Here is a 19,607-nt window from a genome sequence, read left to right as displayed (position 1 = left end):
GGAAACCGCTACTTCCCAGCGGCCAGCAGTCCGGCCGCCGCGGCGACGGTCTTGCCCGCGTTGGCCTCCGACAGGCACACCAGCTTGGCGGTACCGAGCGCGACGTTCGGGCTGCCCGCGTAGGGGCTGTCCGGGTTCTCCGCCAGAATCGCTTCCACCACGGCCTTCTCCGCCTCGGTGTCGAGGTTCTTGAACTCCGCGCAGGTGGTCTGCGCGGCCTCGCCGGTGGTGGAACTCGCGGCGGTGGAACTCGCCGCGGCGGAGCCGGAATCGGAGTCCGACCCACCGCAGCCCGCCAGGGCCGCGGCCATCGTCGCGACAGTCAGGACGACGACGGAAAATCGTTTCATTCTCGTGCTTCCCGGGTGCCATCAGGCGCCGGAGCCTCCGGCGCGATGGCAGAGCCTACCGCGCGGGCTCAGTGGATGTGCTCGCGCCAGTCGGCCGGTACCCGCCCGCTGGGGCCGGGTACCCCCTGCGCGGCCGGATAACTGTGCGGCGCAGCCAGTTCCGGCCCTTCGGTGAACATCTCCTCGGTGCGGAAATCCCAGTACCAGTCCTCGCCGGGCTCGTAGCTCTGGATGAACGGATGCCCGGTCTGCCGGTGATGCGCGGTGGCGTGCTGCGACGGTGAGGTGTCGCAACAGCCGATGTGCCCGCATTGGGCGCAGCGGCGCAGGTGCACCCACCACCCGCCGGACGCCTCGCACTCCACACACCCGGGCCCGCTGGGCGGGACCGACGGGTCGATGCCTTCGATCGCGGTCATGGTCTCAGTCTGGCGGTTGCGCGGCGTCGGCGCCGGATTCCGGGGCGGGAATGTCGCGATGCAGCGGCAGCCGCACCACGAACCGGGTGTCACCGGGCGCGCTCTCCACCCGGATGTCGCCGTCGTGCTTGTTCACCACGATCCGGAAGGAGATGTCGAGGCCGAGGCCGGTGCCCTCGCCGACCGGCTTGGTGGTGAAGAACGGCTCGAACACCCGGCGGCGCACCTCCTCCGGCATGCCCGGCCCGGTGTCGCCGACCTCCACGACGGCGCAGTCGTTCTCGCGGTAGGTGTGCAGCGTCAGGGTGCCCTCGCCGCCCATCGCGTAGACGGCGTTGTCGATGAGGTTGGTCCACACCTGGTTCAGCTCGGCGGCGAAGCACGGCAGCGCGGGCAGCGTGCGGTCGTAGTCCTTCACCACCCGGACGCCGTCGCCGAGTTTGCGGTTGAGCATCACCAGGGTGCTGTCGAGTAGTTCGTGGATGTCGACCACCTGGAAGGGGGCGCGGTCCATCTGCGAGTACTGCTTGGCCGCGCCGACCAGGGTGGAGATGCGCGCGGTGGAGTCGGCGATCTCGTTCATCAGCAGTTCGGTCTCGATGGTGTAGTTGAGCCAGCGGATCGCGCCCTCGAACACCGTCTCCGAGCACCCCTCCAGCGTGCCGTGCACCCGCTCCAGCCAGTCCACGTCGAACCCGGCCTGCACGAAGTTGGGCGCCAGCTCCCAGCCGTCGGCGATCCCGTGCTCGTCGAGCCAGTCGCCGAGCGCGTCCTCGCGGTCGGCGGCCTCCAGCGGCGTCAGCGCCGGAGCCTTGGCCACCTGCTCGGCCGCCTCCTCCTGCAGGCGCACCAGGGTCACCAACACCTCCGGCGCGAACCTGCCCTCGGCCAGCATGCCCAGTTTGTGCCGCATGCCCGCCACCCGCTCGCGCAGCCCGGAGGTGGCGCGCACGGCCGCGGCGGCCGGATTGTTCAACTCGTGGGTCAGGCCCGCCGACAACGAGCCGAGTGCCATCAGGCGTTCCCGCTCGGCCACCCGCTGGTGGGCGTTGCGGTTGCCGAAGAACGCGCCCTCGAGCAGATGCACCGCCATCGGGAACCAGGCGTGCATCATCCGCGCGAAGATCTCCGCGTCCAGCACGAAGAACCGCGAGGGCCGGGTGACATACAGCGAGCTGTTGTAGGTGGGCTCGGCCTGCTCGCCGAGGTAGGCGGTCCACGCGCCCGCGTAGACGCCGCGGTGGTCGGTGCGGTTCAGCTCGATCTCCATGCCGCCGGCCAACTTGGTCAGCCGCAGCTCGCCCTCGATGAGCACGTAGAAGCAGGTGGCCGGGTCGCCCTGGCGGTAGACCGGGCCGGGTTCGATGAGCTCGATCCGCCCGTCCGCGCACAGCCAGGCCAGCTGCTCGTCGTCGAGTTGCTCGAACAGGAACAGCGTCCGCAGTTCGGCGGGGTCACAGCCGGGGGCAGTGGTATCGGTCCGGTCGCTTTCGGTCATGTCCGGCTCCGTCTCAGGCCAGGTAACGATGGACGAACATCACGGCCATCGCGCCCTCGCCGACGGCGGAGGCGACCCGTTTGGCCGATTCGGCGTGCACGTCGCCGGCCACGAACACGCCGGGCACGCTCGTCTCCAGGTGGTGCGGCGGCCGGTCGAGCTCCCAACCCGCCGGCCGGGTGCCCTCGACCAGCAGGTCGGGACCGGCCAGCACATACCCGGCCGGGTCGCGCGCGACGACACCGTCGAGCCAGTCGGTCTGCGGCGCGGCACCGATGAACAGGAACAGCCGCTCGGTGTCGGCCTTCTCCTCGGCGCCGGTGCGGTTGTCGCGCAGCACGATCTGGCGCAGGTGGTCGTCGCCGATCGCGCCGACCACCTCGGTCTCGGTGTGCACCTGGATGTTGGGGATCTGGCGGATCTGCTCGATCAGGTAGTGCGACATCGATTTCGCCAGCGAGTCCGCCCGCACCACCAGGTGCACGGTGCGCGCGTTGCGGGACAGGAACACCGCGGCCTGGCCCGCCGAATTCGCCCCGCCCACGATGTAGATCTCGCGGTCGGCGCATTCGGCCGCCTCGGTCATGGCCGAGCCGTAGTAGACGCCACGGCCGGTGAACTCGTCGACGCCGGGCGCCGGATGCCGCCGGTAGTCGACACCGGTGGCGATGATGACGGTGTGCCCGCACAGCCGCCCGCCGTCGGCGAAGCGCACGGTGCGCGCCGAGCCGTTGACCTCGAGCCCCACCACTTCGCGGGTGGTCACCACCTCGGCGCCGAACTTGGCGGCCTGGCGCCGGGCCCGGTCGGCGAGCTGCGCCCCGGACAGTCCGTCCGGGAAGCCGAGATAGTTCTCGATCCGCGAGCTCTGCCCGGCCTGCCCGCCGGTGGCGGTGCGCTCCACCAGCACGGTGCGCAGGCCCTCGGACGCGCCGTACACGGCCGCGCCCAGCCCGGCCGGCCCGCCGCCGACGACGATGAGGTCGTAGAACTCGCCCGCGGGATTCACCGTGAGACCCACGTGCTCGGCCAGCACGCTGTCGGTCGGCTGAAGCAGCACCTGTCCCGCGGAGGTGATCACCACCGGGCAGCGCTCGGGTTCGGCGCCCGCGGCCTCGAGCAGGCGCGCGCCCTCGGGCTCGTCGGCCAGATACCAGCGATAGGGGAGCTGGTTGCGGGCCAGGAACTCGCGAACCTGCGAGGCGCGCGGCGACCACCGGGTGCCGACCACCTTGGTCTCGGTCACCGGCCGGTGCTCGCTGCCCCGCCACGCCTCGAGCAGCGCGTCCAGCACCGGATACAGCTTCTCCTCCGGCGGGTCCCACGGCTTGAGCAGATAGTGGTCCAGATCGACGACATTGATCGCGTCGATGGCGGCGTCGGTGTCGGCGTAGGCGGTGAGCAGCACGCGGCGCGCGTACGGATGCAGGTCCATCGCGTGTTCGAGGAATTCGATGCCGTTCATGCCCGGCATCCGGTAATCGGCGATCAGCACGGCCACCGGCTGGCCCCGCAGTTTCATCTCCCGCAGCGCCTCGAGCGCCTGGTCGCCGGACTCGGCACGCAGGATGCGGTAGTCGGCGCCGTAGCGACGGCGCAGATCACGGACGACGGCGCGGGAAACGCCGGGATCGTCGTCGACGCTGAGGATGGCCGGTTTGGCGGCGGGGGCACTCACCCGTCGAGTATGTCGCGTGCGGTACTCGCCTGTCGCGTCGTCGCGGTCAGACGCGGTGCTCGAGCACCATCTCCAGTTCGGTGGGGGTCAGCAGGCGTTCGAGGCGTTCCTCGTCGGCCAGATCCGGCCGACGGAGATCGGAACGGCCGGTGGCGCGGACGGGGCGCCCGTCCTCGGGTTCGATCACCGGGAGCAGCGGAACGCGGGCCGCCTGGCGGCGGTGTAGCAAGGAGCGCAGTTTCACGGCCGATCACCTCACGCTCGACGGAAAGCTGGTGGCTGTGTCAAAGCTCTGGCAGTGTCTGGTCTCTCGTCTATCCGTCATTGTGCGCCCGCCATTACAACGGTCCGGAAACGGCGTATCGAACTGTGACCGAATTGTCAGCGCGCCTCGCACATTAGGATGTGCGGCACGCGTCGTCCCCCGCGCTCGGCCACGGTGCCGGGACGCTCGAACACGGAGGCAGAGTTGCCCAAGAATCTCGAAGCGACCGTCGACATCCTCGCCGCGCCCGAGCGCGTCTGGCAGATCGTCAGCGATCTGTCCCGGATGCCCGAGTTCAGCCCGATGACCCGCAAGATGATCCCGCTCGGCACGCCGAAGGCGGGGACCTGGACGGTCAACTGGAACAAGGACGGCTGGAAGGTCTGGCCGACCAGTTCGCGGATCGTCCGGTTCGAGCCGGAACGCGAATTCGCCTTCCGGATGAACGAGAACGGCACCACCTGGAGTTTCACCCTCGAACCCATCGCGAACGGCACCCGGCTCACCGAGCGCCGTGACGTCTCCGCGGGCGTGCGGTGGCCGGTGCGCAAGGTCATCGACACCGTGCTGGGTGGCGAGCCGGCGTTCGAGGAGAACCTGCTCGACGGCATGAAGAAGACACTGGCCGCGATCAAGGCGGCCGCCGAGGCCGCCTGATCGGCGGTGTCCTACTTCAGCCTGGGCAGCGACACCACCTGGGCCGCGTAGGAGAGCCCGGCGCCGAAGGCGATCAACAGCGCCGTGTCGCCGGGCTTCGACTCGCCCTTGCGCAGCAGCGCCTCCATCGCGAGCGGGATCGAGGCCGCGGAGGTGTTGCCGGTCTCCTCGATGTCGTTGGCCAGCGCGCAGTCCTCGGGCAGTTTCAGCACCCGCGCCATGATCTCGATGATCCGGCCGTTGGCCTGGTGCGGGATCATCGCGCGCAGGTCGTCGGTGGACAGCCCGGCCCGGTCGATGGCGTCGCGGCAGACCTTCTCCAGCGAGTGCGCCGCCCAGCGGAACACCGCCGTGCCCTCCATCGTGAGGTAGGGGCGCACCGCGTCGAGGCCCTTCTCCTCGATCTCGGTGAAGAACTCGATCCAGTCCTTGTTCTGGCGGATCGCGTGGTGCTGGGTGCCGTCGGAGCCCCACACGGTCGGGCCGATGCCCGGCTCCTCGGCGGGGCCGACCACCACCGCGCCCGCGCCGTCGGCGAACAGGAACGCCGTGGAGCGGTCGGTCATGTCGATGGTGTCGGTCAGTTTCTCGACGCCGATCACCAGGACGTTCTTCGAGGTGCCCGCGCGCACCAGGTCGGAGGCCAGCGCCAGCGCGTGGCAGAAGCCCGCGCACCCGGCGGAGATGTCGAAGGCGGCGGCGCCGTTCATGCCGAGTTCGGTGGCGATGCGCGGGGCCGCGGCCGGGGTGAGCAGCAGGTGGGTGGAGGTGGCGACGATGACGCAGTCCACCTGGTCGACCGCCACGGCGGCGGCCTCGAGCGCATCACGGGCGGCGGCCACGCTCATGCTCTGGACGGTCTCGGTCTCGTCGGCGAATCGCCGGGTCTTGATGCCGGACCTGGTCCGGATCCATTCGTCGCTGGAGTTGATCGGCCCGGCGATCTCATCGTTGGTGACGACGCGGGCGGGGCGATAGACGCCGAGCCCGAGGATCGCGGTGTGCTCAGCCCCAGTCGTCTGGGCGATTCGAGCAGACATGTGCGTCTCCCTATTACCTGCGGCGCTGCGACCGGGGTTTCCGGCGAAGCCTCTCGAGTATCGATCGTGCGGCCCGCCACCTACGTTTCCGTAGACATGAGGCAACCTCATATTAGCCCTCCGGTTGCGAGCGCGCGTGGCGATTTCCACAATCGCCGCCGCGGCTCGGCGGGTGTGGATCCGGTCGCGGTGGACGGCGCGGGTACGGCGCGTTTCCCGTAAGGTGTGGTGGCTTGCGCCGGACCTATCGTGGAGGGGCGCAGGCCGACCCCATCGAGCCGCGACCGAGCACCGAAGTACGAGCACTGAAAGAGGAATCTGTGGCACGCCGTCCCACACCGCCCGGCACGCCCGAGACCACCGGAGTCGGCCACGTCGTCGATCTGGTGCGGGCCTCGATCCCCCCGCTGCATCCCGCCGGGCTGCCCTTCGTCGCCGTGCCGCTGGCCGTCGCGGTCGCGGCGGGCAAGCGCAAGTGGGTGCGCCGGGCCGGGCTGGCGACCGCCGCCGCCTGCGCGGGCTTCTTCCGCCACCCCAACCGGGTGCCGCCGAACCGGCCGGGCGTGGTCGTCGCCCCCGCCGACGGTGAGATCGCGCTCGTCGACACCGCCGCCCCGCCCGCCGAGCTGGGGCTGGGTGACCAGCCGCTGCCGCGGGTGAGCATCTTCCTGTCCGTGCTCGACGTGCACGTCCAGCGCACCCCGGTCTCCGGTGTGGTGCGCGAGGTGCGGCATCAGTCCGGCCAGTTCCGCTCGGCGGATCTGCCGGAGGCCAGCGCGGTCAACGAGCGCAACAGCATGCTGCTCGAGACGCAGTCCGGGCAGCAGATCGTGGTGGTGCAGATCGCCGGTCTGCTGGCGCGGCGCATCGTCTGCGACGCCCGGGTGGGCGACGTGCTCACCATCGGCGACACCTACGGCCTGATCCGCTTCGGTTCCCGCGTGGACACCTACTTCCCGGTGGGCACCGAACTGCTGGTGCAGCCCGGCCAGCGCACCATCGGGGGCGAGACCGTCCTCGCGACGTTGTCGTGACGGGAGCGCTGTCGTGACGGAGGCGTTGTGGTGATGGAAGAGCTGTCGTGATGGAAGAGCTGTCGTGATGGAAGCGGCGGTGCCCTCCCCGAGGCGCAGGCGTCGCAGTATCCGGCTGCTGCCCAGCATCGTGACGATCCTGGCGCTGTGCTCGGGGCTGTCGGCGGTGAAGTTCGCGCTCGACGGCAAGCTCGACGTCGCGCTGGCGATGGTCGGTGCCGCGGCGGTGTTCGACACCCTCGACGGCCGGCTGGCCCGCATGCTCGACGCCACCACCAAGATGGGCGCCGAACTGGATTCGCTGTCCGATGCCATCTCCTTCGGCGTCGCGCCCGCGCTGGTGCTGTACGTGGCGCTGCTCAACGAGAGCAGCGCGGGCTGGATCATCGCGCTGTTGTTCGCGGTGAGCATCGTGCTGCGGCTGGCCCGGTTCAACACCCTGCTCGACGACGACAACCGGCCCGACTGGGCGCGCGAGTACTTCGTCGGCGTCCCGGCGCCCGCGGGTGCGTTGATCGCGCTGGTGCCGATCGCGTTGCTCGAGCAGTTCGGTGACGGCTGGTGGGTCGGTTTCTACGAGGTGGCGGCCTGGACCGTGCTGGCCTCGGCACTGTGCGTGAGCACCATTCCGACGCTGGCCATGAAGTCGGTGTCGGTGGCGCCACAGGCCGCCGCCGGGCTGCTGGTGCTGGTCGCCCTGGCCGGTGCCGCACTGGTGACCTATCCGTTGGTGCTGCTGCTGGTGCTGGTCGGGCTGTACCTGGCGCACATCCCGTTCGCGTGGCACTCCCAGCGATGGGTGGCCGCGCGGCCGGAGACCTGGCAGCACAAGCCCGCCGAGCGGCGGGCCCAGCGCCGGGCGCAGCGGCGGCGTCCGGCCATCCGCGCGTCCAGCGCCCGGCTGCGGCTGCGCAGGCCGGGCGGCAGGCGCACCACCCCGGAGGATCTGGAACTCTGAGCACAGCGGCGGGAGGTGACGTGGAACCGGACGGATTGCGCGAGTTCCAGGCGCATCGCCCGCGCCTGTTCGCACTCGCCTACCGGATGCTCGGCTCGGCGACCGAGGCCGAGGACGCCGTGCAGGAGACCTATCTGCGCTGGGCGGGCGCCGATCGGTCCCAGATCCGCACGCCCGAAGCGTGGTTGACCACCGCGGTGGTGAATCTGTGCCGCACTTGGCTGGTCTCCGCTCGGGCCCGCCGGGAGAGCTACGTGGGACCGTGGCTGCCCGAACCGGTGCCGACCGCGGAACTCGGCCCGCTGGAGACCGTCGAACTGCGCGAGTCGGTGTCGCTGGCGCTGCTCACCGCGCTCGAGCGGTTGAACCCGCTCGAGCGCGCGGTGTTCGTGCTGCACGCGGCCTTCGGCTACCCCCACCGCGAGATCGCCGAGATGCTCGACGTGTCCGACAGTGCCGCGCAGCAGGCCTATCACCGGGCGACGCAGCGGGTCCGGCTGGGCCGCAACCGTTTCGAGGTCTCCGCCGAGCGGGCCCGCGCGCTGCTCGAGCGGTTCCTGGCCGCCGCGAGCACCGGTGACGTGGCCGCGCTGCGCAACCTGCTCACCGCCGACGCCACCGCCACCGCCGACGGTGGCGGTGTGATCAACGCGGCCCGCCGTCCGGTCGAGGGCGCCGACCGGGTCGCCCGCTACCTGCTCGGTCTGTTCCGCAGGCAGGTGCCCGGCATGGTGATCGGTGTCGAAGATGCCAACGGCGCGCCCGCGCTGGTGGTCCGGGTGGCGGGCGCGCCGATGCTGGTGGTGGGTATCGACTACACCGAGGACGCCATCGCCGCGCTGCGGCTGGTGGTGAATCCGGCCAAGCTGGCCGCGTTCGGGCGGCTGAGCCCCGATCCGGTGTGACGTAGCTCATCGCGGCGGCGGTCAGATTTCCGGCGCCTGTCCGGTCTGAGGGGTATCGGCGAACGGAAGGAGCCTCATCATGACCGGACAGCATCGGATCGTCGTTCTTGGCGCGGGGTACGCGGGCCTGTCGGCGGCGCGGCGGCTGGCGAAGAAGGCGCGCGGCGCCCAGGTGACGGTGGTGGACGCGCGGGCGCAGTTCATCGAACGGGTGCGGCTGCACCAGCGGGTGGCCGGGCAGCCGCTGCGGCAGTGGGAGCTGGCGCGGGTGCTCGGCGACCAGGGCATCGACTTCGTGTGTGCCCGTGCCACCGACCTCGACCCGGCCGCCCGCACCGTCGGCCTCGACACCGGCCGGGTGCTGAGCTACGACTCGCTGATCTACGCGCTCGGCAGCACCGCCCCGCACGACGTCCCCGGTGTGGCCGAGTTCGCCCGGTCGGCGGACACCGCGGACGCCGCGGACTGGCAGGTCGAGGGCGCGGGCCCGGTGGCCATCGTGGGCACCGGCGCGACCGGCATCGAACTGTCCACCGAACTCGCCGAATCGCACCCGGGCACCCGGGTGCTGTTGCTCGGCACCGACGAACCGGGGGCCTGGCTCGGGGCCGAGGCGGTGGCGCACATCCGCGCGGTGCTGGACCGGCTGGGCGTCGAGGTGCGGACCGACGTCAAGGTGGTGGAGGTGACGCCGCAGGGTCCGCGCCTGGCCGACGGCACCGTCGTCCCGGCGGCCGCGACGGTGTGGGCCACCGGTTTCGCGGTGCCCGACCTGGCGGCCCGCGCCGGCATCGCCGTGGATGCGCTCGGCCGCGTCCGCACGGACCGGTTCCTGCGCTCGCTCTCGCACCCGGACATCCACGCCGCGGGTGACTGCGCGCTGATCGAGGGCCCCGGCGGCCGTGAATTGCGGATGGCCTGCGCGACCGCCCTGCCCACCGGCAAACACGCCGCCGACACGGTCGCCGCGCGCCTGCGCGGCGCGCAGCCGGCCGAATTGCGCTTCCGCTACTACCTGCAGTGCCTGAGCTTGGGCAGGCAGGACGGCCTCATCCACCAGTTGCGCGCCGACGACACTCCGGGCCGTTTCATGCTGCGGGGCCGCGCAGCGGCCTTGGTGAAGGAGCAGGTGGTACGCAGCGCGGTGGTCGCGGCGGGACTGCGCTGACCCATCCGTCAACTGTAGGTTGACGCACCGGAGGTCGTCAACCTACAGTTGACGCATGACCACACCGCAGATTCGTCTCGACGACCTCATCACCGCCATCAAACGAGCCAGGCCCGACAACGTGTTGGAACAGCTCTCCGACGCCGTGGTCGCGGCGAACCATCTCGGCGAGGTGGCCGACCATCTGATCGGCCACTTCGTCGACCAGGCCCGTCGCTCCGGGGCGTCCTGGACCGACATCGGCGCCAGCATGGGCGTGTCCAAGCAGGCCGCCCAGAAGCGTTTCGTGCCGAAGGGGCCCGCCGCCGGGGGCATCGACCCCAACGACGGGTTCGCCCGCTTCACTCCGCGTGCCCAGCAGGTCGTCATGGCGTCCCAGGAAGCGGCTCGGCTGTCCGGGCACGCCGAGATCAGCGCCGCGCACCTGATCCTCGGACTGATGAGCCAGCCGGACGCGCTGGCCATGCGGGAGATCACCGCGCGCGGCGTCACCGAAGACGCGCTGCGCACGGCGGCGGTCGCGGCCTTCCCGCCCGCGCCGAGCGAGAAGCCCGCCGACAGCGGCTTGATCCCGTTCGCGAGCGACGCCAAGAAGGTCCTCGAGCTGACCTACCGCGAGGCGCTTCGGCTGGGCCACAACTACATCGGCACCGAACACATCCTGCTCGCGTTGCTCGAGGAGGAGCACGGCGCGGGCCCGCTCAGCGGTCTCGGCATCGACAAGGAGCAGACCGAGGCGCACCTGGTGGAGGTGCTGTCGCAGCTCGTGGCGAAGGAGTCTTCCTGACGCTGCCCGTTAAGCTATAGCAATGGCGGATGAGACGGCCGAGGATTCCGACCTGGTCGCGGGGGAACGCCGGATCGACCTGCTGCGTGCGCTGTCGTACGTGCAGACCGAGTCCGGTCCCGACGGCGAGTACATCGTGCACGGCGACCTGCCCCCGGAGGTGGCGCCACCGTTCATCCGGGCCGTCATGCGGGTGGAAGCCGAGCTGTTGCTGCGCGACGCCGAGCTGGTCACCGTGGGCAACGAGGAACCGCGTACCCCCGAGGAGCGCCGCACCGACGCCTTCGTCGCGCTGTTGCTGCGGATCGACGACCGTTCCTGAGGGCCGGGCAGACCTTGCACTCGCCACCCCCGAGTGCTAGAAATGGGTTTGGCACTCTCGACCTGTGAGTGCCAGGTCGGGACGGTGAGACCGGGTTCCATCGACACCCTCGGTCGTCCGTCGCGGGCACCGCACCTGGCCAGCGTACCTGGGACGACCCAACCTGCGGTCGTCCTGCGTGTCAGCCATCCACATGGAGGATCTCAACAACGCCATGGCCAAGACAATTGCGTATGACGAAGAGGCCCGCCGCGGCCTCGAGCGCGGTCTGAACAGCCTCGCCGACGCGGTCAAGGTGACGCTGGGCCCCAAGGGTCGCAACGTTGTCCTGGAGAAGAAGTGGGGCGCCCCCACGATCACCAACGATGGTGTGTCCATCGCCAAGGAGATCGAGCTGGAGGATCCCTACGAGAAGATCGGCGCCGAGCTGGTCAAGGAAGTCGCCAAGAAGACCGACGACGTCGCGGGCGACGGCACCACCACCGCCACCGTGCTCGCCCAGGCGCTGGTGCGCGAGGGTCTGCGCAACGTGGCCGCGGGCGCGAACCCGCTGGGCCTCAAGCGCGGCATCGAGAAGGCCGTCGAGGCCGTGACCGCCAAGCTGCTCGACACCGCCAAGGAGGTCGAGACCAAGGAGCAGATCGCCGCCACCGCGGGCATCTCCGCGGGCGACGCGTCCATCGGTGAGCTGATCGCCGAGGCCATGGACAAGGTCGGCAAGGAAGGCGTCATCACCGTCGAGGAGAGCAACACCTTCGGCCTCCAGCTGGAGCTGACCGAGGGCATGCGCTTCGACAAGGGCTACATCTCCGGCTACTTCGTGACCGATCCCGAGCGTCAGGAAGCGGTCCTCGAGGATCCCTACATCCTGCTCGTCGGCTCGAAGGTCTCCACCGTCAAGGACCTGCTGCCGCTGCTGGAGAAGGTCATCCAGGCCGGCAAGCCGCTGCTGATCATCGCCGAGGACGTCGAGGGCGAGGCCCTGTCGACCCTGGTCGTGAACAAGATCCGTGGCACCTTCAAGTCCGTCGCCGTCAAGGCCCCGGGCTTCGGTGACCGCCGCAAGGCCCAGCTGGCCGACATCGCCATCCTGACCGGTGGCGAGGTCATCAGCGAAGAGGTCGGCCTCTCGCTGGAGACCGCGGGCATCGAGCTGCTCGGCCAGGCTCGCAAGGTCGTCGTGACCAAGGACGAGACCACCATCGTCGAGGGCGCGGGCGACGCCGAGGCGATCAAGGGCCGGGTCGCGCAGATCCGCACCGAGATCGAGAACTCCGACTCCGACTACGACCGCGAGAAGCTGCAGGAGCGGCTGGCCAAGCTGGCCGGCGGCGTGGCCGTCATCAAGGCGGGCGCGGCCACCGAGGTCGAGCTCAAGGAGCGCAAGCACCGCATCGAGGACGCCGTCCGCAACGCGAAGGCCGCCGTCGAGGAGGGCATCGTCGCCGGTGGTGGCGTGGCCCTGCTGCAGGCCGCCCCGGCCCTGGACGAGCTGAAGCTGACCGGTGACGAGGCCACCGGCGCGAACATCGTGCGCGTCGCCCTCTCGGCTCCGCTGAAGCAGATCGCCTTCAACGCCGGCCTCGAGCCCGGCGTGGTCGCCGAGAAGGTCTCGAACCTGGAGGCCGGCCACGGCCTGAACGCCGACTCGGGCGAGTACGAGGACCTGCTGGCCGCCGGCGTCGCCGACCCGGTCAAGGTCACCCGCTCGGCGCTGCAGAACGCGGCCTCCATCGCGGCCCTGTTCCTCACCACCGAGGCCGTCGTCGCCGACAAGCCGGAGAAGGCCGCCGCTCCCGCCGGCGACCCGACCGGTGGCATGGGCGGCATGGACTTCTGAGTCCCGCCGCACGGCAACACCTTTGAGAGAACCCGAGAGCCGGGCCACCGACGGTGGCCCGGCTCTCGGCCGTTCCGGCCCGGCATACCCGGCCCGCAGGCGGGACGACGCTCGATACAGTCGGTCGGACGACCGACGTGGAGGGAGCCGGTGCCGATGAGTACGGACGGGAGCAGACCGATCCCGCTGCCCGCCGTCAGCCGCCGTCGCGCGCTGGCCGCCGTGGTGGCCGTGTTCGCCGCCGCCGGGTGCGCGGCCGGCGAGCGAACGTCCGCGCCGCCGAGTGTCGTCACCACTCCCGCGGGCCCGCCGCCCGCCACCCCGGACGCGCCGCTGCGGATCGCCTACGGCCCGGACCCCGACCACATCGGCGACCTGTATCTCCCCGAGCGCGGCGCCGCGCCGTATCCGGTGGTCGTGATGGTGCACGGCGGCGGCTGGTCGCAGTGGCGCGACCTCGACGACACCGCCGCCAACTCCACAGCGCTGGCCCGGCACGGCGTCGCGGTCTGGAACATCGAATACCGCCGGGTGCGCGGCGGCGGTGGCTGGCCGAGCACGCTCGCCGACGCCGACGACGCCGTGGAGGCGCTCGCGACGGTGGTCCAGGAACGCTCCGGACACCGGCTCGACCTGGAGCGCGTCCACGTCGCCGGGCATTCCGCCGGTGGGCACCTGGCCGCGTGGGTGGCGGGCAGGCACACGCTGCCGCCCACGGCGCCGGGTGCGCAGCCGCGCGTCCGGCCGCGCAGCGCGACGCTCATGGCGGGCGTGTTCGATCTCGAACTGGCGGTGACCCGCGGCCACGACGCCTTCGTCCGCGCCCTGCTCGACGGCGCGCCGGACGAGGTGCCCGACCGCTACCGGATCGCCTCGCCCATCGCGCACCTGCCGGTCGGCATCCGCATCGACGCGCTACACGGCGACGCCGACCAGGTCGTCTCGATCGAGCAGAGCCGCCGCTACATCGCGGCCGCGCGCGCCGCGGGCGACAACGCCCACCTGCACGAGCTGCCCGGCGTCACACACGCCGACTTCCTCGACGTCGGCTCGCCCGCCTGGGCCGCCGCCCAACGCGTCATCCTGCACAACATCGACACCCTGGACTGAAACCAGCGCTGCCGCCTTCGGCCGCTGACCCGCTCAGGCTGTGCTGGATTGTGCTTGTGCGGGGGCGGCCTGCGTGGTGATGCTGCGCTGCCGCCTTCGGCCGCTGACCCGCTCAGGCTGTGCTGGATTGTGCTTGTGCGGGGGCGGCCTGCGTGGTGATGCTGCGCTGCCGCCTCCGGCCGCTGACCCGCTCAGGCGGTGGCAGGCAACCGTAGTCGTTCGGCGAGTTCGTTGAAGATGTAGAAATTCGGGATGGTGCCGACCGGGGCGAGCGAAACCCAGTTGCCGTCCACCTTGATCCGCACCAGTCCGCTGCGCGCGTCGATGAGCTGGATGCGGTCCCACGGATACTGGTCGCCGCGGAACACCAGCGCGTCGAGATTCAGCGCGAAATCGCCGAAACGCGCGGTGTCGCCTTCGTCGATCACCGTCACCGCGCGCGGGAGTTGGGTGGCGGTGACGGCGGATTGGATGGCTCTGGCCCATTCCCGGCCCTCGGCGAAATGGGTTTCGTCGAATCGCGCGTGCGAGCCGTCGGGGCCCGACATCTCCAGGGAGTACTCGATGTGGGCGGTGTTCTGGAAGGGAATGGCCTGCTGCCGCACTTCGGCGGTGTCCCAGCGGAATCCGGCGACCCGTTCGCCGGAGCGATACACCGTCATGCCGTGTTCGAAGAGGTCGAGCCGGGCGGCGCGATTGCGGTTGTTGAGCCGGCCTCGGTACAGGGCGAGTCCGGCGGGCACCGCCGCGACCAGCCCGATCGCCGCCCCGCCGCTCACGGCGCCGACGGCCGCGCAGATCACCGCGACGGCGCCGAGACAGCCCGCGACGATGCCGCACCCGCGCACGAACGTATCGCTGACGGGGGCGGCGAGAAACGTCTGCCGGTGCGCACCGAGTTTCTGGTATTCGGCCATCAGGTGCACGAGCTGCGACAAAGGTACTGTGCGCCGGACCTCGGTTCCGCCCGCACCGTCCTCCGGCATACTCGGAGTGGTCAATCGTTCCTCCATGCGGCGGTTTTCATCCGCGCGAAGCGTATTGCACTCGCCCCGATAGCGCTACCGTTGCGCGCGACTTCCGCCGCCGCGGTATTCAGCCCGCGAGCACGAAGGCGACCAGAAATCCTGCGGCGGTGGCCATTCCGACCCACCAGCCGCCCTCCCGATAGGCTTCGGGCATCAGGGAATCCGCCAGCACCGCGATCGTCGCACCACCGGCGAACGCCTGGACGACCGCGATATGGGTGGCCGACAGGTTGCCCGACAGCGCTTTCCCGAGCACGGTCACCGCGACCAGCACCGCCGCCGTCACCGTCCACAGGGCCAGTGCGCGCCGGGCGGAGAAGCCGGGGCGCTGCCGCATCAGCGCGGCGCCGCCGATCGCCTCGGGCACATTGCCCACCGCCACCGCGACCAGCAGCACCACGCCCGCCTCGGCACTGAGCGAGACACCGAGGGCGGTGTTCTCCGGGACGCCGTCCAGCACCGTGCCCAGCATCAGGGCCCAGCCGATCGCGCCCGCGCCGAGTTTCGTCTCGATCAGGTGGTTGGCCACCACGTAGACGCCCGCGCCGAGGAACAGCGCCGCGCCCGCGACCAACGCCCCGGCCTGCCGGAAGGCGGGGGCGAACAACTCCGAGGAGACCGCCGCGATCATCGTGCCCGCGCCGAAGGCCATCAAGGAGGCGAGCAGCGGTTTCGGCAACGTCCATCGCAGTCCGATCGCGGCGCCGACCAGCAGCGGAACCGCGGTCCCCAGCCCGTACAGCAGTGCGGTCGACATGCGGCAACTGTAGGTCAGGATCGGCGGGCCGACCGGGTGCGCGCGGCGGGCGCGCCGCTCGCCGCGCCCACCGGTGCGACGAAGGGCCCGATCCATGACGAGGGGTTCCCCGCCTTCGGTATTGTCTGGCGCAATGTCACAGGATGCGAATACGGGACGAATGTATGCCGGGCAACCCGTAGAGGACCGGCAACGCCAGCGGCGTGCGCGTTTTCTGGAATCAGGACTGACGGTCTTCGCGCGCGACGGATACGCCAACAGCTCGGTGGGCGCCATCTGTAAGGACGCCGGACTTTCCTCGCGTCAGTTCTACGAGGAGTTCACCGGCCGCGAGTCCCTGCTGCTCGAGCTCTACGAGCAGATCGACCGGGAATCGCGCGACGCCGTGGCCGCAGCCCTGGACAAGAACGCCGAGGGGACCGCGCTGGAGCGGATCGATGCCGCCGTGCGCGCCTACATCGAGGCGATCGGCTCGGACCCGCGGAAGGCGCGGGTCGTCCTGGTCGAGGTGGTCGGCGCCGGGCCGAAGGTGGAGAAGTTCCGCCTGGAGCTGCGCCGCGCGTGGGGCGCGTTGCTGGCCAGTGCGACCGAGGACGCCGCTTTGCAGGGCGAGATCCCGCCCGGTGACTACGAGATGCGGGTGCTGGCGATCATCGGCGCGGTGAACTACGTCGTCGACTCCTGGAGCGGCACGGACCCGCGCCCGCCGCTCGACGACGTGATCCGGGTGCTCAGCCGGGTGATCATGGGGGCGGTGCGAGCCTGAGCGGTATGCAGACGGTTCCGATCCAGGTACCGGACGGCAGCACCGTTCCGGTGCGGCTGATCCCGGCCGAGGGCAGCCATCGGCATCCCGTGACACCCGACGCGCCCCGGCCGGTGGTGGTGATCATGCCCGGGCTCGGCGTGCCCGGTGCCTACTACGAGGCCGTCGCCCGGCAGCTGGCCCGACGCGGCTTCGACGCCGCGATCGGGGAACTGCGCGGCAACGGCGACAGCAGGCCGCGGCCGGGACCGGACAGCACCTACGGCTACCACGAACTGGCGTCGGTCGATTTCCCGGCCATTTTCGAGGTCGTGCGCAGCCGCTTCCCGGCCAGTACCCCCTACCTGCTCGGCCACAGCATGGGCGGTCAGTTGTCGGTGATGTACGCCGCGCGGATCCGGGGCAGGTTGGGCGGGCTGATCCTGGTCGCCTCCGGCACGCCCTATTACCGCGGCTATCGCGGGCTGGCCGCCCCCGGCCTGCTGTTCGGCACCACCGCCGCCGTGTTGACGGCGAACCTGGCCGGATTCTGGCCGGGCCACCGGATCACGGTGGGCGGCTTCGGCCCCCAGTCGAAGGTGCTGATCTCGGACTGGGCCCGGCTGGCGCGCACCGGCCGGTTCGTGCCGGTGGGCGCCGACATCGACTACGAGGAGCGGATCGCGCGGCTGAAGCTGCCGGTGCTGTCGATCACGATGACCGGCGACGAGCTCACCCCGCCCAGCTCGGCGCGGCATCTGCTGGACAAGATGCCCGCCGCCGAGATCACCACCTGGCACCAGCCCGAGCCGCTCGGCCACAACGGCTGGATCCCCGATCCGGTCGCCACCGTCGACCGGATCGAGAAGTGGTTGCGCGACCGCTGATTCAGTCCCGCGCGGCGGTTCGGCGCTCCATCAGCATCTGGGTGAAGAACTCGTAGATCAGCGCCGCCTGGAAGGCCATCTGCTTGTTGTCGGCCGCGCCGCCGTGCCCGCCCTCGATGTTCTCGTGGTACCAGAAGGTGTGCCCCTGCTCCTCGAGCAGCGCGGCGAACTTGCGCGCGTGCCCGGGATGCACCCGGTCGTCGCGGGTGGAGGTGGTGAGCAGGATCGGCGGGTAGTCCGCGTCCGCCCGCACGTTCTGGTAGGGGGAGTACTCGCGGATGTAGGCCCATTCCTCCGGCTTGTCCGGGTCACCGTACTCGGCCATCCAGGACGCGCCGGCCAGCAGCAGGTGGTAGCGCTTCATGTCCAGCAGCGGCACCTGGCAGACGATGGCGCCGAACAGTTCCGGATAGCGGGTGAGCATCACGCCCATCAGCAGGCCCCCGTTGCTGCCACCCACCGCGCCGAGCTGATCGGGGGTGGTGATGCCGCGTGCGACGAGGTCGCGGGCGATGGCGGCGAAGTCCTCGTACACCTTGTGCCGGTTGGCCTTCTGTACCGAGGTGTGCCATTCCGGGCCGTACTCACCGCCGCCGCGGATGTTGGTCATCACCCAGGTGCCGCCGCGCTCGAGCCAGCCCATGCCGGACGCGCCGCTGTAGGCGGGCGTGCGGGACACCTCGAATCCGCCGTAGCCCGACATCACCGTCGGTCCCGGGCTGCCCTTGCGGTCGCGATGCCGGATCACGAAGTACGGCACCATGGTCGAGTCGTCGGAGCGGGCGAAGAACTGTTCGGTCTCGATGCCCGCGGCGTCGAAGAAGCCGGGTTCCTGTTTGAGCGTGGTGGTCGGCCCGCCCACCGAACCGGCCAGCAGAGTCGCCGGGGTGGTGAAACCACTTGTGGTGAGCATGAACTCGTCGCCGCCCTCGAGCGGGTCGAGGTTGATGACGCTGGTGGTGGCCATCGGCGGGGTGTCGGCGAGCGGTTCGATCGCCCAGCCGTCCGCACCGGGGGTGAGCACGTGCAGCTTGGTCTGCACGTCCTGCAACGTGATGAGCAACAGGTGGTTCTCGGTCCAGCCGTAGCCGTGCAGTGAGGTGTGCGCGTCCGGGGTGAACAGCACGTCGAAGCGGCGCTCACCGGCCAGGAAGGACGGGAAGTCGGTGGCCAGCAGTGCGCCGGTCGGGTAGGTGGTGCCGCCGACTTCCCACGGCGACCGCAGCCGCACCAGCAGCCAGTCCTTGTACCAGGATTCGCTGGCGTCGGTGGGCACCTCCAGCAGCCGCGGGGTGCCGTCCGGGTCGAGGAGGTAGACCTCCTCGTTGAAGAAGTCGGTGGCGCGGCCGACGAAGTGCCGTTCGTAGCCGGGGGTCCGGTCGTAGCCGGCCGAGACCGCCACGTCGCCCGGTTCGCCCTCGAACACCGTGCGCGCCTGCTCCAGCGGGGTGCCGCGCCGCCACCGCTTGGCGATGCGCGGGTAGCCGGAGTCGGTGAGCGAGCCGGGCCCGAAATCGGTGCCGACGTAGACCTCGTCGGCGTCGATCCAGCGGATCTCCGACTTCGCCTCGGGCAGGTAGAAGCCGCCGTCCTCGGGGGCGACGAACTGCCGCGTCTCGATGTCGAATTCGCGCACCACCTTGGCGTCGGCGCCGCCGCGGGACAGGCTGATCAGGGCGCGGCGCTGCTCGGGGCGCAGTACCGCCGCGCCGCCCCACACCCAGTTCTCCTCCTCTTGATCGGCGAGCGCGTCGAGGTCGATGAGCACGTCCCAGTCCGGCGACGGCTGGGCGTACTCGGCGAAGGTGGTGCGCCGCCACACTCCGCGCGGGTGCTCGGCGTCGCGCCAGAAGTTGTACAGCCACCGGCCGCGGCGGCCGGGGTAGGCGATCTTGGTGTCGGTGTCGAGCATGTCGAGGATGCGCTGCTCGAGCCGGGCGAACCGCTCGGTGGCGGCGAAACGCGCTGCGACCACCTCGTTATGGGCTCGGGCCCAGTCCAGGGCGCGCTCGTCGGTCACATCCTCGAGCCAGAGGTACGGATCGGTCACATTCTGCTCCACGCCGCTCATGCCCACATTGTGGCCGAGCCGATTCGCGCCCGCGTGCGCGGACGGCGGATGCGCTCGGCGCGGCGCGCGGCAGGGATGCTCATGAGTT

At 70.6% G+C, this 19,607-nt stretch carries 20 protein-coding genes; 11 read left to right on the top strand and 9 right to left on the bottom strand.

Annotation, left to right across the window (positions count from 1 at the left end; genetic code table 11):
• Nucleotides 1-8: 8 nt before the first annotated feature.
• The 5 genes from CRM89_RS20285 to CRM89_RS20265 form a co-directional block, all read right to left on the bottom strand.
• Nucleotides 9-350: a hypothetical protein gene (locus CRM89_RS20285; RefSeq protein WP_098085615.1), complete on the bottom strand. Its 342-nt coding sequence runs from the start codon at nt 348-350 to the stop codon at nt 9-11.
• 68 nt (nt 351-418) lie between these two features.
• Nucleotides 419-769 (bottom strand): UBP-type zinc finger domain-containing protein, encoded by a 351-nt coding sequence (locus CRM89_RS20280; RefSeq protein ID WP_098085612.1) that lies wholly within the window; start codon nt 767-769, stop codon nt 419-421.
• Nucleotides 770-773: 4 nt separating this feature from the next.
• Nucleotides 774-2,267, bottom strand: coding sequence for an ATP-binding protein (locus tag CRM89_RS20275; RefSeq protein WP_098085609.1), 1,494 nt, complete (start codon nt 2,265-2,267; stop codon nt 774-776).
• A gap of 13 nt (nt 2,268-2,280) precedes the next feature.
• Complete coding sequence (locus CRM89_RS20270; RefSeq protein ID WP_086842255.1) at nt 2,281-3,945, bottom strand: FAD-dependent oxidoreductase; 1,665 nt, start codon at nt 3,943-3,945, stop codon at nt 2,281-2,283.
• A 46-nt stretch (nt 3,946-3,991) separates the two neighbouring features.
• Nucleotides 3,992-4,189 carry a hypothetical protein gene (locus CRM89_RS20265; protein WP_060594134.1) on the bottom strand — a complete coding sequence of 66 codons (198 nt, stop codon included), beginning with the start codon at nt 4,187-4,189 and terminating at the stop codon, nt 3,992-3,994.
• A 225-nt stretch (nt 4,190-4,414) separates the two neighbouring features.
• On the opposite strand from CRM89_RS20265, the gene CRM89_RS20260 reads away from it, so the two are divergent.
• Nucleotides 4,415-4,867, top strand: coding sequence for an SRPBCC family protein (locus tag CRM89_RS20260; RefSeq protein ID WP_011211817.1), 453 nt, complete (start codon nt 4,415-4,417; stop codon nt 4,865-4,867).
• 11 nt (nt 4,868-4,878) lie between these two features.
• Here the strand turns inward: CRM89_RS20260 and CRM89_RS20255 are convergent, their stop codons facing one another.
• Nucleotides 4,879-5,907 (bottom strand): beta-ketoacyl-ACP synthase III, encoded by a 1,029-nt coding sequence (locus tag CRM89_RS20255; RefSeq protein WP_011211816.1) that lies wholly within the window; start codon nt 5,905-5,907, stop codon nt 4,879-4,881.
• Between the two features lie 320 nt (nt 5,908-6,227).
• Between CRM89_RS20255 and CRM89_RS20250 the strand changes: the two genes are divergently transcribed.
• The 8 genes from CRM89_RS20250 (at nt 6,228) to CRM89_RS20210 (ending at nt 14,031) form a co-directional block, all read left to right on the top strand.
• On the top strand, nt 6,228-6,941 hold the full coding sequence (locus tag CRM89_RS20250; RefSeq protein ID WP_060594135.1) for a phosphatidylserine decarboxylase: 714 nt from the start codon (nt 6,228-6,230) through the stop codon (nt 6,939-6,941).
• A gap of 67 nt (nt 6,942-7,008) precedes the next feature.
• Nucleotides 7,009-7,899, top strand: a complete 891-nt coding sequence (locus CRM89_RS20245; protein ID WP_060594136.1) for a phosphatidylcholine/phosphatidylserine synthase — start codon at nt 7,009-7,011, stop codon at nt 7,897-7,899.
• Between the two features lie 20 nt (nt 7,900-7,919).
• Nucleotides 7,920-8,804 (top strand): RNA polymerase sigma-70 factor, encoded by an 885-nt coding sequence (locus CRM89_RS20240; RefSeq protein ID WP_060594137.1) that lies wholly within the window; start codon nt 7,920-7,922, stop codon nt 8,802-8,804.
• A 79-nt stretch (nt 8,805-8,883) separates the two neighbouring features.
• A complete protein-coding gene (locus CRM89_RS20235) occupies nt 8,884-9,972 on the top strand; it encodes an NAD(P)/FAD-dependent oxidoreductase (RefSeq protein WP_060594138.1) in 1,089 nt (362 codons plus the stop codon).
• A 55-nt stretch (nt 9,973-10,027) separates the two neighbouring features.
• Nucleotides 10,028-10,759 (top strand): Clp protease N-terminal domain-containing protein, encoded by a 732-nt coding sequence (locus CRM89_RS20230; RefSeq protein WP_060594139.1) that lies wholly within the window; start codon nt 10,028-10,030, stop codon nt 10,757-10,759.
• Between the two features lie 22 nt (nt 10,760-10,781).
• Nucleotides 10,782-11,081, top strand: coding sequence for a hypothetical protein (locus CRM89_RS20225; RefSeq protein ID WP_011211810.1), 300 nt, complete (start codon nt 10,782-10,784; stop codon nt 11,079-11,081).
• Between the two features lie 214 nt (nt 11,082-11,295).
• Entirely contained in the window at nt 11,296-12,921 is a 1,626-nt protein-coding gene (gene groL / locus CRM89_RS20215) for a chaperonin GroEL (RefSeq protein WP_011211809.1), read from the top strand.
• 156 nt (nt 12,922-13,077) lie between these two features.
• Nucleotides 13,078-14,031, top strand: a complete 954-nt coding sequence (locus tag CRM89_RS20210; protein ID WP_228821797.1) for a S9 family peptidase — start codon at nt 13,078-13,080, stop codon at nt 14,029-14,031.
• A gap of 191 nt (nt 14,032-14,222) precedes the next feature.
• Here CRM89_RS20210 and CRM89_RS20205 read toward each other — a convergent pair whose 3' ends face one another.
• Nucleotides 14,223-15,032, bottom strand: a complete 810-nt coding sequence (locus CRM89_RS20205) for a DUF6585 family protein (protein ID WP_228787455.1) — start codon at nt 15,030-15,032, stop codon at nt 14,223-14,225.
• A 94-nt stretch (nt 15,033-15,126) separates the two neighbouring features.
• Nucleotides 15,127-15,816, bottom strand: coding sequence for a ZIP family metal transporter (locus CRM89_RS20200; protein WP_041561435.1), 690 nt, complete (start codon nt 15,814-15,816; stop codon nt 15,127-15,129).
• 133 nt (nt 15,817-15,949) lie between these two features.
• Here CRM89_RS20200 and CRM89_RS20195 point away from each other — a divergent pair, with 133 nt between their 5' ends.
• Both CRM89_RS20195 and CRM89_RS20190 read left to right on the top strand, forming a co-directional pair.
• Nucleotides 15,950-16,582: a TetR/AcrR family transcriptional regulator gene (locus tag CRM89_RS20195; protein WP_011211805.1), complete on the top strand. Its 633-nt coding sequence runs from the start codon at nt 15,950-15,952 to the stop codon at nt 16,580-16,582.
• 5 nt (nt 16,583-16,587) lie between these two features.
• Nucleotides 16,588-17,448: an alpha/beta fold hydrolase gene (locus tag CRM89_RS20190; protein ID WP_098085601.1), complete on the top strand. Its 861-nt coding sequence runs from the start codon at nt 16,588-16,590 to the stop codon at nt 17,446-17,448.
• 1 nt (nt 17,449) lies between these two features.
• Here the strand turns inward: CRM89_RS20190 and CRM89_RS20185 are convergent, their stop codons facing one another.
• A complete protein-coding gene (locus CRM89_RS20185; RefSeq protein ID WP_011211803.1) occupies nt 17,450-19,519 on the bottom strand; it encodes a prolyl oligopeptidase family protein in 2,070 nt (689 codons plus the stop codon).
• Between the last annotated feature and the right edge of the window lie 88 nt (nt 19,520-19,607).

Origin of the sequence: Nocardia sp. FDAARGOS_372, assembly GCF_002554515.1 — a bacterium.
GTDB classification, from domain to species: Bacteria; Actinomycetota; Actinomycetes; order Mycobacteriales; family Mycobacteriaceae; genus Nocardia; species Nocardia farcinica.
Note: the sequence above shows the minus strand (reverse complement) of the source record. Positions and strands in the feature narration are given on the sequence as shown.

Excerpts from the sequence above, each read along its gene's own strand:
- CRM89_RS20285 (WP_098085615.1), bottom strand. The coding sequence starts at position 350 with ATGAAACGATTTTCCGTCGTCGTCCTGACTGTCGCGACGATGGCCGCG.
- CRM89_RS20280 (WP_098085612.1), bottom strand. The coding sequence starts at position 769 with ATGACCGCGATCGAAGGCATCGACCCGTCGGTCCCGCCCAGCGGGCCC.
- CRM89_RS20275 (WP_098085609.1), bottom strand. The coding sequence starts at position 2,267 with ATGACCGAAAGCGACCGGACCGATACCACTGCCCCCGGCTGTGACCCC.
- CRM89_RS20255 (WP_011211816.1), bottom strand. The coding sequence starts at position 5,907 with ATGTCTGCTCGAATCGCCCAGACGACTGGGGCTGAGCACACCGCGATC.
- CRM89_RS20245 (WP_060594136.1), top strand. The coding sequence starts at position 7,009 with ATGGAAGCGGCGGTGCCCTCCCCGAGGCGCAGGCGTCGCAGTATCCGG.
- CRM89_RS20235 (WP_060594138.1), top strand. The coding sequence starts at position 8,884 with ATGACCGGACAGCATCGGATCGTCGTTCTTGGCGCGGGGTACGCGGGC.
- CRM89_RS20230 (WP_060594139.1), top strand. The coding sequence starts at position 10,028 with ATGACCACACCGCAGATTCGTCTCGACGACCTCATCACCGCCATCAAA.
- CRM89_RS20225 (WP_011211810.1), top strand. The coding sequence starts at position 10,782 with ATGGCGGATGAGACGGCCGAGGATTCCGACCTGGTCGCGGGGGAACGC.
- groL (WP_011211809.1), top strand. The coding sequence starts at position 11,296 with ATGGCCAAGACAATTGCGTATGACGAAGAGGCCCGCCGCGGCCTCGAG.
- CRM89_RS20210 (WP_228821797.1), top strand. The coding sequence starts at position 13,078 with ATGAGTACGGACGGGAGCAGACCGATCCCGCTGCCCGCCGTCAGCCGC.
- CRM89_RS20200 (WP_041561435.1), bottom strand. The coding sequence starts at position 15,816 with ATGTCGACCGCACTGCTGTACGGGCTGGGGACCGCGGTTCCGCTGCTG.
- CRM89_RS20195 (WP_011211805.1), top strand. The coding sequence starts at position 15,950 with ATGTCACAGGATGCGAATACGGGACGAATGTATGCCGGGCAACCCGTA.
- CRM89_RS20190 (WP_098085601.1), top strand. The coding sequence starts at position 16,588 with ATGCAGACGGTTCCGATCCAGGTACCGGACGGCAGCACCGTTCCGGTG.
- CRM89_RS20185 (WP_011211803.1), bottom strand. The coding sequence starts at position 19,519 with ATGAGCGGCGTGGAGCAGAATGTGACCGATCCGTACCTCTGGCTCGAG.